This window comes from Microcoleus sp. w1-18aA5 (assembly GCF_036701705.1).
Taxonomy (GTDB): Bacteria; Cyanobacteriota; Cyanobacteriia; order Cyanobacteriales; family Microcoleaceae; genus Microcoleus.
In genome coordinates this window covers 1-13,099 of sequence record NZ_JAUPTE010000118.1, presented here as the reverse complement: position 1 = coordinate 13,099, position 13,099 = coordinate 1, and the positions used below count along the sequence as shown (strand labels likewise).

At 44.6% G+C, this 13,099-nt stretch carries 10 protein-coding genes; 2 read left to right on the top strand and 8 right to left on the bottom strand.

The features are described from left to right. Positions 1-69 precede the first annotated feature (69 nt). From Q5691_RS26210 to Q5691_RS26190, 5 genes are all read right to left on the bottom strand, one after another. The gene (locus Q5691_RS26210) at positions 70-1,698 is read right to left on the bottom strand and encodes a TerD family protein (protein ID WP_333348027.1); all 1,629 of its coding nucleotides are present in this window, start codon (positions 1,696-1,698) and stop codon (positions 70-72) included. A 173-nt stretch (positions 1,699-1,871) separates the two neighbouring features. After that, a complete protein-coding gene (locus Q5691_RS26205; RefSeq protein WP_333214608.1) occupies positions 1,872-2,072 on the bottom strand; it encodes a hypothetical protein in 201 nt (66 codons plus the stop codon). A 33-nt stretch (positions 2,073-2,105) separates the two neighbouring features. Beyond that, positions 2,106-2,672 (bottom strand): TerD family protein, encoded by a 567-nt coding sequence (locus Q5691_RS26200; protein ID WP_333214606.1) that lies wholly within the window; start codon positions 2,670-2,672, stop codon positions 2,106-2,108. Between the two features lie 227 nt (positions 2,673-2,899). Further along, entirely contained in the window at positions 2,900-3,325 is a 426-nt protein-coding gene (locus Q5691_RS26195) for a DUF4359 domain-containing protein (protein WP_333214604.1), read from the bottom strand. Positions 3,326-3,550: 225 nt separating this feature from the next. Next, entirely contained in the window at positions 3,551-4,516 is a 966-nt protein-coding gene (locus Q5691_RS26190) for a M48 family metallopeptidase (protein WP_333348022.1), read from the bottom strand. Positions 4,517-4,742: 226 nt separating this feature from the next. On the opposite strand from Q5691_RS26190, the gene Q5691_RS26185 reads away from it, so the two are divergent. Next, on the top strand, positions 4,743-5,294 hold the full coding sequence (locus Q5691_RS26185) for an acireductone dioxygenase (RefSeq protein WP_333348019.1): 552 nt from the start codon (positions 4,743-4,745) through the stop codon (positions 5,292-5,294). Between the two features lie 71 nt (positions 5,295-5,365). On the opposite strand, the gene Q5691_RS26180 is transcribed toward Q5691_RS26185, so the two are convergent. Then, positions 5,366-6,985 carry an NAD(P)/FAD-dependent oxidoreductase gene (locus tag Q5691_RS26180; RefSeq protein ID WP_333348016.1) on the bottom strand — a complete coding sequence of 540 codons (1,620 nt, stop codon included), beginning with the start codon at positions 6,983-6,985 and terminating at the stop codon, positions 5,366-5,368. Positions 6,986-7,174: 189 nt separating this feature from the next. Between Q5691_RS26180 and Q5691_RS26175 the strand changes: the two genes are divergently transcribed. Next, positions 7,175-7,780 (top strand): chorismate lyase, encoded by a 606-nt coding sequence (locus Q5691_RS26175; protein WP_333214594.1) that lies wholly within the window; start codon positions 7,175-7,177, stop codon positions 7,778-7,780. A 137-nt stretch (positions 7,781-7,917) separates the two neighbouring features. Here Q5691_RS26175 and Q5691_RS26170 read toward each other — a convergent pair whose 3' ends face one another. Together Q5691_RS26170 and Q5691_RS26165 are read right to left on the bottom strand one after the other, a co-directional pair. Continuing rightward, a complete protein-coding gene (locus Q5691_RS26170; RefSeq protein WP_333348013.1) occupies positions 7,918-9,219 on the bottom strand; it encodes a cytochrome P450 in 1,302 nt (433 codons plus the stop codon). A gap of 334 nt (positions 9,220-9,553) precedes the next feature. Continuing rightward, positions 9,554-12,991: a PAS domain S-box protein gene (locus Q5691_RS26165; protein ID WP_333309602.1), complete on the bottom strand. Its 3,438-nt coding sequence runs from the start codon at positions 12,989-12,991 to the stop codon at positions 9,554-9,556. Positions 12,992-13,099: the final 108 nt, after the last annotated feature.

Below are 13,099 nucleotides of genomic sequence, written 5' to 3'. Positions count from 1 at the left end.
ACGTCTTAAGTTTAACTCCAATCAGGCAACTTAATGTTTTGTTACATAGATTGGTTTTTTCCCGCCTATCTACTTAGCACCTCGTTCCAAATAAGCCAAACCATAATTAGGATTAACGCGAATAGCTTGTTCGTAATCGCCGATCGCCTTTTGCTTGTTTCCCAATTCATAGTATGCTTGACCGCGACCGAAATAAGCTTCTGCCAAGTTAGGATTAAATTGCAGCGCTCGATCGTAATTGTAAATTGCCTGCTGCTTGTTTCCCTGTTGGCCAGTAGCAATTCCCAATCCGAGGTAAGCTTGAGGTATGTTCGGATTCAGCGCTAAAGCTTGAGTAAAATTGGCGATCGCCCCCGGAACATCTCCCTTTTGAACTTTCAAAGAACCTTGGTTGCTGAAATTTGCAGCTTTTTGAGCGATCGCAACTCTTTGACTGATCACAGCGTGATTGACCCGGTAATTAGATAACTTATTTTGAGCTAGATTATAAACCGGTGTACGTGAATCTATCGCTTCTAAAAGTGCGATCGCCTGTTGCCATTTACTTTGCGACTGCTGCCAAACTTCCATCGGATGAGGCGGTTTTTGCACAACCACAGCAGCTTCCATCGCCAATTTTTGAGCCGTTGCTAGACTTTCTGCCACCTGTAAGTTTTGCGCTACTGGAACCAAACTCGGGCGCAGTTGCAGCAAATCTGCTCTAGCTTGCTGATACCCAAAGCCGGGGAAGTTAGGAATTTTCTCTAAATTGGCGATCGTTTCTTTAAGTCGTTTATCGAAACTTCTGAGCAAATTGACATCTGTGACTTTCTCTGCATTCTGCGTTTCAACGGCTAGTATTTTCGCTTGCTTAAGCGTTTCATTTCCCGATCGCATAAAGGCGATCGTCCCTACACTTGTTCCCAACACCAAAACCCCTAAACCTGCTAATAAAGCTGCGGGTATTTTGCGGCTTCGCGAATTATTATTATTATTAACTTGATTGTTAATTCGTGATGGCTGTACCCTTGGATTCTGGCGAGACTGTTCCGCTTCCGGTTCTGAATCCCCCTCCAAATCCCAAGCCGGCAACTGCAAATCATCTGCTGCTGTTCCCGCTGCCAACTCGTGAGTAATTGGAGAAATATTATTGCTATTTCCGCTGTAATACTTGTCCACCAAACTCTGTAATCCGGCCTGATATCCTTCTCCTACCGCCTGAAATCTCCACTCTCCATTCTTTTTATACAAACGACCAAACTCTACTGCAGTCTCTCGCGAAAAATTCTCTTTTAATTCATACCGAACCAGTTCGCTTCCCGTATCCAAATTGGTAATTTTGATAAAAGCATTTTTGATATTGCTAAAATTTGCCTTGATTTTATCTGATGCGTGAATAGTGACCGCAAAAGTTATTTCTTCAATTTCAGCATTAATTTTCTCTAAAACAACGCCGTAAATACTCTTATTCTCTTGACCTCGGTTGTTTTTGTCAGGAATCGATTGCAGTACCGAACCGTCACAGGATTGCAGATTATTGTAAAAGATAAAATATTTATCGTTAGGTAGTTTGCCGTCAGCACCTAGCATAAAGGCAGAGACATCAATCTCGTAGCTTTGTCCTGCCTCTGTCACCTGCCAACCGAGGGCGATCGCGATTTTTTTCAAACCGGGCGCTTCTTTAGAGATATTAAATCTCTCACCCTTACTTAATTGCATTGCCATCTGCTTATTTGTTAAAGATAAAAAATTATACTACTCATCTTAAGGTTAAGTGGCATAAGAAGTTCTTTAATTAATGAAATTTAACAGAGTTTCTCTAATCGCGGGCTTGATTAAAAATATCTGGTGTCTGTATCTGAATTTATTGAGATTTACTTAGAGAGAATTACCTAAGTGAAAACCGGGCTAGCTTCCCAAGCGGTTTCTACAATTGAACTGAATTTGACATTGGTTTGGAGCATTTTCAAAACTAGGTAGCAAGTTAACAAAGTTACCAAATGCTCCAGACGAGACTGTTCCGCTTCCGGTTCTGGCTTCACCTCCAACTCCCCAGCCGGGAACTGCAAATCATCTGCTGTGACCGCTGCCAACTCGTGATTAATTGGAGCAATATTATTACTACTTTAGCTGCAATACTTATCCACAAAACTCTGCAATCCTGCCTGATATCCTGCTCCTACCGCTTGAAATCTCCACTCTCCATTCTTTCTATACAAGCGACCAAATTCTACAGCAGTCTCTCGCGAAAAATTCTCTTTTAATTCATAACGAACAAGTTCGTTTTCTGTATCCAAATTGTAAATCTTGATAAAAGCATTTTTTATATTGCTAAAATTTGCATTAATTTTATCTGCTTCGTGAATAGTGACAACAAAAGTTATTTCCTCAATTTCAGCATTAACTCTTTTCAAGATAACCCCGTAAATCGTTTTATTCTCTTGACTTCTGTTGTTTTTATCCCGAATCACTTGCAGTACCGAACTGTCACCGGATTGCAGATTATTGTAAAAGATAAAATACTTATCGTTAGGTATTTTGCCGTCAGCACCTAGCATAAACGCAGAGACATCAACCTCGTAGCTTTGTCCTGCCTCTGTCACCTGCCAACCGAGGGCGATCGCCATTTTTTTCAAACCGGGCGCTTCTTTAGAGATATTAAATCTCTCACCCTTACTTAATTGCATTACCATCTGCTTATTTGTTAAACATCAAACTTTATAGCGTTCATGTTAATATTAAGTGGGACAATAACTTTTCTTCTTTAAGAAAACTTAATATTTTCTCTCTAATAGCGGGTCTCCTTAAAAATATGTGCTATTGCTCTCCGAATTTATTGAGATTTACTGAGAGAGAATTACGTAAACAAAAACCGGGCTTTCTAAAAAACCCGGTTTCAACAAGTGAACTTAATTTGACTCTAATTTTGAACATTTTCAGAACTAGGTGGCAGGGTAACAAAATTACCAAAAGCTCCAACTGTTTGATAGCTTTTTTTACCTAATTCAGTTGTGTAAATACTGACCACACCCAAATTCTGACGCTGCGTTGTATTGTCGAGCAAGCTTTCGATCGTGCCCCGCTGCGAAGTCAGCAGATTCTTGCAACTGCCGATCAAAGTATCTGTAATGCCGCCCAAAGCTTTCGGAACGCGAGAATCTTTGCACACAGTGCTTTCCAACTCGGTTTGGAGTACGCCGGAAGCATAAGTTAGGTATTGATCTCTCCCAGGATTTGTAAATGCCATGCCGGCGGCTAGAAGAGTCAGAGCCATCGCGACTTTTCCCACATTGCCGAAAAAATTAGAAGTTGGCTTCTTAGTATTCATTGTGTTATCAATATTCATTTTTTTTAGCCCCGTTGATTTATAAGCTTCTCTTGATTTAAACTACACCTCCTCAGAAACAGATTTCCGAAAGGAGGGGACAGTTTTCAGATTGGAGGCCAGTTGCGAGTAAGTCTCTCACTGGTTTATCTTTCTTTTACGTTTCCCCCTCCCTCAAATCCGGTAAATCTTCAACAAAACATTTAGCTGCTTCCCAGGCACAGCCTGGAAACGAGGAATTTAAACTTAGTTTCGCTTTGATTTTTGCCTCTCGATCTCCCGCTGCAACTCTTCAATCTGACGGCGCAAAGCCTCCGTCTCACTGCTAGGCGTTTGCGACTTGACATCAACCGCACCCTCAGCTACAGCCCGCTTGTAGTTCCCTAGCTTAATTTGGCGGTATTCCTCGGAACTGGCCCAGTCTCGCAAATACCGCAGGCGTTCCACCGGGAAAGGGTGACTCAGCATCACGCCTTGGCCGCCGTTGTAAAGTAAAAATTTATACACTTGGTTGAGATTGTCTCGATCGAGCTCTTGATAGTTGTCAGACTGGCGGATAAATTCTTGCAAACTGCATTGGTCAGCATATTTACTGCTAACTCCCGCAAGTTGCATCATCGTCTTCATCACACTGTTCAAGTCATCCGTCACCAACAAAGCCGCCCGATCCGCCGACAATTCAGCCTTGCGCCGCCACTCATAAAAAGCGAAAATTAAACCGCTACCGACCATATTTCCCAAACCGAAAGTCATCTCGCCAATTGTCGATGCGACGCTCATCGCCCACATCGCCATTTGATTTAAAGTTGGGTGGCCACATTTAATGTGTCCCAACTCGTGAGCCAAGACTACCCGCAGTTCGGCCTCATCCAACAAGTCTAAAAGACCCGTGTTTAATACTACATAAGGTTGGTTTTTTCCCAGGGCATAGCTGTTAACTGAGGGATTCTGAGAAACAAATAAACCCGGTTCTGGAAAAACATCTAAAGCCTGCACGCACTCCCGAAATATATGATAAATGCTGGCATATTGGCGAGGCCCGACTTGAATGCTATTTCCCATTAGGTAAACGAATTGCGGTCGTTCGTAGACAAATTCTACAAATTTGCTGGCAATTAAGTCAAATCCAGGTACGCTGCGTAACGCTTCCTCAGCTTGGCGATCGAGGGGATGCTGAAATGCTTCGCTAGAAATTCCAGTATAAGTAGGCATAGTTGTTGCAAAAGTTACATTTAAGATATCAGTAATGCCATCGCTGCTGGTGCTAGCTGGCGCCTGACTTATCAATGTTATCGCGACAAATATTGAACTGTTGTGGAACAGGGCGGAAAGCCTGTTCAAATTAGCGTTAAAATTGTGATTCTGGTACAGGCGCGATCGACAAACATCTTTCAGAGTGCCTGTGTATCGCCTCACCCAAAAATTGGAACGTACAAAAATGGCTATCCTGCAACTCGAAAACGGTACAACCTACACTCAACAAAGCGACATTACCCGAGAACTCGCTTCCTTAAACATTCAACTCAACCGCTGGCCCGTGGGTGACAGCGCTGAAATTCAAAATTTGTTAGCTAAAGATGCTCTTGACGACAATCAAAAAGAGCAAGTGCTGCAAGCCCTCGACGGCTACTTTCAACAACTCAAGGAAACGGCAGGCTATCAATCGCGAGACTTAATTGTACTGCACCCAGACATTCCCAACATCGACACCTTGCTGTCCAAATTCAACAAGTGCCACATCCACGCCGATGATGAAGTGCGCTACATCGTAGCAGGAGAAGGCATTTTTGGCTTCGTGCGGCCCGACGGCAGCCAAGTCGAACTCACAGTGCAGCCGGAAGAATTTATCAACGTGCCGGCGAATACAGAACATTGGTTTTATTTGACAGCAGCCCGGAAAATTAAAGCGGTGCGCTATTTTACCACGCAAGAAGGCTGGACGCCGGAGTATACGGATACGGAAATTCGATCGCGTTTAGCTGCTGTTTGAACAGAGTTGACGGTTGACTGTTGACAGTTGACGGCAATCTTCAAATCATCTAAAAATCCTCAAATCCCGCGTCAAATTTTGTGGTTTGAAGATCGCAAAATACTCAAAGCAACCGCCTCCGCCACCTTAATCCCATCAATTCCTGCCGACAGGATTCCACCCGCATATCCTGCACCTTCCCCAGCAGGATAAAGGCCTTCTGTATTCAAACTCTGATAATCTTCCTTGCGTTTAATCCGAATTGGTGAAGAAGTGCGCGTTTCCACCCCAGTCAAAACCGCATCATCCATCGCAAATCCTTTAATCTGTTTGTCAAAAGCCGGAAGTGCTTCGCGGATAGCTGCGATCGCATAATCTGGCAAACTTTCGCTCAAATCAGTCATCACAACTCCCGGCGTATAAGACGGCTGCACACTGCCTAGCGCCGTGGAAGGGCGATTTGCCAAAAAATCACCCACAAGCTGCCCAGGGGCGTTGTAAGTGCCACCTCCTAACTCAAATGCCCGTTCTTCTAGGCGACGCTGAAACTCAATTCCTGCTAAGGGATGACCGGGATAATCCTCCGGCGTGATACCCACCACAATCCCGCTGTTAGCATTGCGTTCATTCCGAGAATATTGACTCATCCCATTAGTAACAAGTCGCCCCGGTTCTGACGCAGCCGCCACTACCAAACCACCGGGACACATACAGAAACTATATACAGAACGGCCGTTTTGGCAATGGTGAACCAGTTTGTAATCGGCGGCACCCAAAAGCTTATGGCCCGCCCGATCGCCAAAACGACAGCGATCGATGATAGTTTGGGGATGTTCGACTCGAAAACCAATAGAAAATGGTTTTGCTTCGATGTAAACCCCGCGCGAAAACAACATTTCAAAAGTATCGCGGGCGCTGTGTCCCACCGCCAGAACTATATAATTAGTAGCAATATATTCTCCGCTGGCGAGGGTAAGTCCCTGCACTTTTCCATTTTCGATGTGGATATCTTCTACACGAGTTTGAAACCGAATTTCTCCGCCTAATGATTGTATTTGGGCGCGAATACTTTGGACAATTCCCACCAGTTTGAACGTGCCAATATGGGGTTTATTAATATATAAAATTTCCGGTGAAGCTCCCGCCTTCACAAGTTCTGTCAGCACCTTGCGTCCATAATGCTGAGGATCTTTAACTTGGCTGTAGAGTTTGCCATCGGAAAAAGTACCCGCACCACCTTCGCCAAACTGAGCGTTAGATTCTGGGTTGAATTCTGCTTTTTTCTTCCAAAATCCAAAGGTGTCAACTGTGCGATCGCGAACTGCTTTTCCGCGTTCTAAAAGGATAGGGCGAAACCCCATTTGTGCCAGCATCAGGCCTGCAAACATACCGCACGGCCCTGTACCAATCACAATGGGGCGAATCGTCAAATTGCTGGGGGCTTTGGCTACCAAGCGATAACTCGTGTCTGGTGTTACCATCACATGAGGATCTTTTTTAAAGCGCGCCAAAAGTTGCTTTTCCTGTGTCGTCTCTACATCCACAATATAGACAAGGAGGATTTCTGCTTTTTTACGAGCATCGTAGCTGCGCTTGAATATGGAATAGCCGAGCAATTCTTCGGGGGGAATTTGCAGCTTTTTGAGAATGGCGCTGGCGATCGCATCTGGAGGATGATCTAGGGGGAGTTTTATTTCGGTTATTCGTAACATATAGTGGAAGGAAGAAGGAAGAAGGAAGAAGGAAGGAAGAAGGAAGAATAAAAATCCCGAACAGAAGTATTATAACTATTTAACCGGGCATCCTATGGGCGATCGTCATTGGGCGATCAATTTTTAATTTTTGAGTTGATAATTGCAGAAGCGTTATAATAAACAAAAAATTAAGTTTTGTAAAGACCCTTGACTGCAACATTCACACCCAAAAACAGCCGCACCTGGCACGCTCTCAACCCCCTGTGGCAAGGAGCCGAAGAGGCAGTACAGAAGGGTTTGCCCCACACCAAGCTCGCACCGGCATGGCAAATACTGCTCCTAGGCGACGGTTCCCCCACCCGTCACCTGCAACTGCTGACAGGGGAACCCACAGAAGTAGATGTGATCGATATGTCTTTAGTTGGTGAAGACGCAGACGGCGCGCCCCAGCAAATTGTCGCGGTTCCGGGGCCGCGCCTGCGCCGCCAAGTGTGGCTGCGAACTGCTTCTGGACAGCGTTTAGCCTATGCGACTTCTTGGTGGGAAGCGAGCCACGTAGACGAATATTTACAAAATAAATCTTTGCCAATTTGGGCTAGTTTAGCGAGGCTGCGGACAGAATTGTATCGCGATGTGCAGGGCATTTATTGCGGTAATTCGGCTGCTTTGGAATCAGCGTTTGAAGAGTCGGGCCCTTTTTGGGGGCGGCACTATTTGTTTTGGCATCACGGGAAGCCATTGACTCTGATTTATGAGGTTTTTTCTCCTTATTTAACTAAGTATTTGGGGTCGATGCAATTGGATGTTGATTGAGACTGAGATATTGCACCATTATCAAGAACAGGCAAGATGCCTGTTCCACAAGAAAATTCACTCTTTGTGGAACAGGCATCTTGCCTGTTCTCAAGAAGAAGAGGAAAATAAGGAGGGTGTAGAACTGAAGCTTCTATTTATTTCATAGTTGTTCGACGAAATTTCACTCGCAAACCGTCGCGGGGATGCGGAGTCGGTACTCGGATTAAATTCAAATCTTGATCCGGTAAAAGCTCCCATTCAAACTCCCGAACAATCTTTGCCGCAAACAACTTCATCTCTAATCGCGCAAATTCTTTGCCCAAACATTCTCGCAAACCGCCGCCAAAGGGTACGTAGCTGAACGGTTTAGGCGATCGCTCCGAGCTAAATCGATCGGGGTCGAATCGATCGGGTTCGGGATAAACTGCGCTATCCTGATGCGTCTGATTGATTTCATAAAGTACGCTCCAACCCTTGGGAATTTCGTAGCCGCCGAACTCGCAAGCATTAATTACCTGCCGAAAACCGCCTCCCACCGGTGGAACCAACCGCAGCACTTCTCGCATAACCTGCTCTAAATAAGTCATTTGTTTGAGTTGTTCCAAGGTTAGCGGTTCAGTTGCGGGGAACTGCTGCTGTTCGGCCCGCACTTTTGCCATCACATCTGGATTTTGAGCTAGGAGAAGACAAAAAGAGGTGATCGCCGAAGTTAAAGTTTCGTGTCCCGCAAACAGCAGCAACAGCACTTGATCTTTTAACTCCTCCAAACTCAAACTATTTCCCTCGTCATCGCGAGCCGAAATCAGCAAACTCAAAGCATCCTTGCCACTAGGGGTTCCTTGCTGGCGATCGCGAATAATTTTGTCCAGTTCGGCTAACAGTAAATTTCTGCCATTTTTAGCTTTGCCAAACCGAGTCCAAGGCACATCTAAAGGAATAGAAAATAAACCATCAGAAAACGTTTCAAAATAATGTCCCAGCGCCGTTTCCGAACCATTATCAATCCCTACTAACAACTTACCCGCAACATCAAAAGTATAATTTCTCAGTTCGGGATACCAAGTCAGCGTTTCCATTTTGGCCCATTTTTCCAAATAGCGCTGAGTGATATTTTCCATCCCGCCGATGTAGCCGGCTAAAGCTCGCGGCTGAAACGCTTGGTACAGCAACTTGCGCCGATTTTGGTGGTTAGCACCCGTTTGCAACGCTAAGGAAAGTGGCCCTAAAAGCGCTTTCGTGCTGGGAGGCCAAGTCACAACAAAATATTGGTTTTCATTGCTTAAAACAAACAAATTCGCCTCTTGGCCACACACAAACACGGTAGGCTGTCCGAAAATGCTGGTTTTGAAAATATTTCCGTACTGCTGGTGGCGTTTTTTGGCGAATTGGGAATCTTGCAAAAAGTTGAGGGTATCGCCAATTAGGGGTAAACCGAAACTGCCGGGAGGTAATGCCATTTTAGATTTTAGATTTTAGATTTTAGATTTTTAATATGATATCAATTTTAGTTGGAGGGTGGGCAATACACACCGACAAATTTCTGGTAAAACAAGTTTTCTCTGTTGGTAGCCTGTAGGGTGCGTCTTTAAATTTTAGATTTTAGATTCTAGATTTTAGATTTTTAATATCATATCAATTTTAGTTGTCTAGTTCATATTGTCAACCAGACAAAATTCTGCTAAAATAACTTTTATATGTTGGCATCTGTAGGGTTTTTCAGTCTTAAAGTTAGTACAAAAAGAACTGGTTTTTCCAACTGACGCACCTTAGTATTTTGACCAACAAACCCATTTAATTTTCTGCCCTTTTAATCGGAATCTCGATTATAAATTCAGTGCCTTTCCCCACCACCGAGAAACACTTGATTTCACCTTTATGTTTTTCTACAATAATTGAATGGGAAATCGCTAAACCCATCCCCGTTCCTGAACCGACCCGTTTGGTAGTATAGAATGGGTCAAATATCCGTTGCTTGACTTGATCTGTGATACCTGCACCGTTATCAGCAATTCTAATCACAGCGAGAGTACCTTCTACCTCTGTACGAATGCGGATAATTCCCGGATTTTCGAGCTCTTCTTGTAACACGTCAATAGCGTTAGCAATAATATTCATAAACACCTGATTCAACAGTCCGGCGTAGCACTCCACCCGTGGCAGTTGTCCGTATTCTTTAATGACTTGAATTGGTGGGCGATGAGACTCCGTACCCGCTACGCTATCGGACTGAAATTTCAGACGGTGTTCTAAAATCATCAATGTGCTGTCGATGCCTTCGTGAATGTTAACCTTTTTCATGTCAGATTCATCGAGGCGAGAGAAATTCCGCAAACTCCGCACGATATCCCGGATGCGAGTGGCTCCCACCTGCATAGAAGACAGCATTTTCGGCAAGTCGTCTAGCAAGAAATCTAGCTCTAACATTTCTATTTCTTCCTGAATTGCTGGAGAAGGTTCCGGGTATTCATCTCGATACATTTGCAGCAGTTTCATCAGGTTTCTAGTGTATTCTTCTGTGTAGGTAAGATTGCCGAAAATAAAGCTGACCGGGTTATTGATTTCGTGGGCAATTCCTGCTACCATCTGACCGAGACTCGACATTTTTTCTGCCTGCACGAGCTGAGTTTGAGCTTGCTGGAGTTCGCACAGAGTTACTTCGAGTTGGGCAGCTTGTTCTTGTGCTATCCGTGCTGAATCGACGCTTTTAGTATAAAGTTCAGATTGACTGATGGCGATCGCCAATTGATCGCCAATTGCCTCCATTAACTCCACTTCCTCTTTTGTCCACTTCCGAACCTCCCTGCAAGAAACGCAGCTAACAACACCAGTTAAACCTCCGGCACTTTTAATCGGCAAATCCAAGACAGACTTGTAACCCACCTGCAAAAAGAATTCCCTTTCTACTGGATTGCTGAAAGTGGCAACATCATCTATTTGATAAACTTCCAACTTAGCGATTTTTTGTGGCAGCGTACCGGTTATGTCAGCAGGGTAATAACCCAAAAGCGAGAACAAGTCATCATTTTTAGATTCGTGGACGACATCCCAAGCAGGTGGCGAAGCGTCGGGCAAATACCAGATAAACACACAGCGATCGACTTGCAGCAAGTCACGAATTTGCTGCACAGTCGTTGCCAAAATAGTGCCTAAATCCAGAGATTCGCGGATATTGCTAGCTAGCTGGTTCAGTAGCGCTTCCTGCTCCGCTAACTTACGGAATCTCGCTTCCGACTTTTGCAACTGTCTTTGAGATTCTTTTTGTTTTGTAACGTCCAAACCCAAACCGATTAAGCCGATCGTGTTTCCAAAATCATCTTTGACCTTAGTTTTAATTGTCTCCAAATAATGTTTTTTACCATCAGCAAGCTGCATCGCTTCTTGAGCATAACAGGGAATATCTTGGCTCCACGCTTGCGCGTCAGATTCCATGCACGTAGCAGATGCTTCTAATCCCAAAACTTCGGAATAGTGAGATGCTGCTAAAAATCTTGATTCAGGTATAGCCACATCTTCGCAGAAAGTTTTGTTAATTAATAACATCCGCCCGCTAGCATTTGTCAGCCATACCCAGATCGGAGCGTTGTCAATAATTGCCCTCAAAGTTTGCTGTTGTCTCGCGAGAGCTTCTTCTGTTTGTTTGCGCTTAATTCCCAGGGCGATCGTATCGGCACTTGACGCCAAAGCAATCAGCGTTGATTCGTTCAACTCCTGGCGAGCAAACATCGCGATTACTCCCAGCAACTTATTGTCAACAATTAGCGGATATCCAGCAAAAGCCATCATTCCTTCTCGTGAGGCCCATTTTTTGTCCTGGATTCGGGGATCTTCTTGCACAGAATTAGTGATGTGAGGTTGTCGCTCCAGAGCGATTAAACCAATCTTGAACTCGCCGACAGCAATGCGGCTGTGAGCGCCGTCAATGTGAGTATATATCCCCGCGCTTGCTTGCATTTGCAATACATTTCCTTCTTCATTCAACGTCCAAATCCGAGCAAAGGCAACATCCAAATGGCGCACAACTGAATCGGCGCAATATTGCAAAGTTGTACGCAAACTCTGGTTTTGAGTTAGAACAATTCCCACATCTGCTGTGAATAAAGAAAGTTTCAATTGTTCTGCTAAAGCTTGTTCTGCTATTTTGCGCTCTGTAATGTCGGTAGCAGCACCGAGACGCTGCTTAATTTTTCCGTCCTCTGTTCTGCTAAATACAATATTCCGGCTGACTAACCAGTGCCAACAATTCTGTCGATCGCGTACCCGATATTCGTACTCAATAACTTCGCCGTCGGGAGCATTTTCTAATTGCTGAAAATATCCTGGAAATTTAGCTAAGTCGTCAGGGTGGAGGATGGTGGGCAGTAGATTGCTGCCCATGTTTTCAACTTCTGCCCTCGTATAGCCGAGGGTGTCACTGATTTCGCGGTTGCTGTAGACATTTCGCTGCTCGCTTTCATCGTAAACAAAGAGAAGATTCGGACTGGTATTGGCAATTCGCTCAACAAAATGCTGGCTTTCTTGTAGCGCTACTTCTGCTTGTTTTTGAGTGGTAATGTCGCGGCCGACACCATAGATCAATTCTTCCTCACAGAAACGGGTAGCAGTCCAGGCTATCCACTTGTAAGAACCGTTGCGACAGCGCCAGCGGTTTTCAAACCCAAAGGTATTCTTCCCCGCAGCAATACTTTCAGCTTCTTTTAAAGTAGCTTCGCGATCGCCTGGATGCACGAATTCAATGAAGAGTTGGCCAACCATTTCTTCTGGGGAATAGCCGAGTATTTTTTCTGCTGCTGGGTTGATGCGTTTTACATAACCGTCAAAACTAAGGACGCACAGCAGATCTAGCGAGAGGCTAAAAAAGTGATCGCCCCCGTTGGGTTCGCTGGATGGGCGATCGTTTCCCCCTAGAGCCCAAGAGGTGTTTGAGCGCCCCGATAGCGCCAAAAAGACAATATTTGCTATTCCCAAAAATCCCAGGGCGACTTGGCGATGGTAGAAATTATCGCCGCTGCCAGCTACGAGCCACCCATTTAACACCAGCAGTACAATTATCAAAATTGAGAATACACTGCCAGGGGCGATCGTCCCTAAGCTGATTTTTTTTTCATACTGCTTGCTGCCTTCTGCCTTTTCTATTCGGGTGACTGCTGCCGTAATTTTTGTCCACCACACTTGCAGCAATTTCACCAATTTAGTGCTTTTGAATTCTTCTAGTTGAACTGAATGTTTCATTCTTTTAATCTAGAGGTAAGGATTCAGGTCTGAAATTCGGGAATGAGATCAGGCCGAGCCAAGTCACAAGAATGGGCAGAAATAGCCTCACGGAAAAAAGCCATTACT

Bases quoted from the DNA above. Each gene is read 5' to 3' on its own strand.
- Q5691_RS26200 (WP_333214606.1), bottom strand. From the start codon at position 2,672: ATGGTAATGCAATTAAGTAAGGGTGAGAGATTTAATATCTCTAAAGAA.
- Q5691_RS26165 (WP_333309602.1), bottom strand. From the start codon at position 12,991: ATGAAACATTCAGTTCAACTAGAAGAATTCAAAAGCACTAAATTGGTG.
- Q5691_RS26185 (WP_333348019.1), top strand. From the start codon at position 4,743: ATGGCTATCCTGCAACTCGAAAACGGTACAACCTACACTCAACAAAGC.
- Q5691_RS26190 (WP_333348022.1), bottom strand. From the start codon at position 4,516: ATGCCTACTTATACTGGAATTTCTAGCGAAGCATTTCAGCATCCCCTC.
- Q5691_RS26170 (WP_333348013.1), bottom strand. From the start codon at position 9,219: ATGGCATTACCTCCCGGCAGTTTCGGTTTACCCCTAATTGGCGATACC.
- Q5691_RS26180 (WP_333348016.1), bottom strand. From the start codon at position 6,985: ATGTTACGAATAACCGAAATAAAACTCCCCCTAGATCATCCTCCAGAT.
- Q5691_RS26195 (WP_333214604.1), bottom strand. From the start codon at position 3,325: ATGAATATTGATAACACAATGAATACTAAGAAGCCAACTTCTAATTTT.
- Q5691_RS26210 (WP_333348027.1), bottom strand. From the start codon at position 1,698: ATGCAATTAAGTAAGGGTGAGAGATTTAATATCTCTAAAGAAGCGCCC.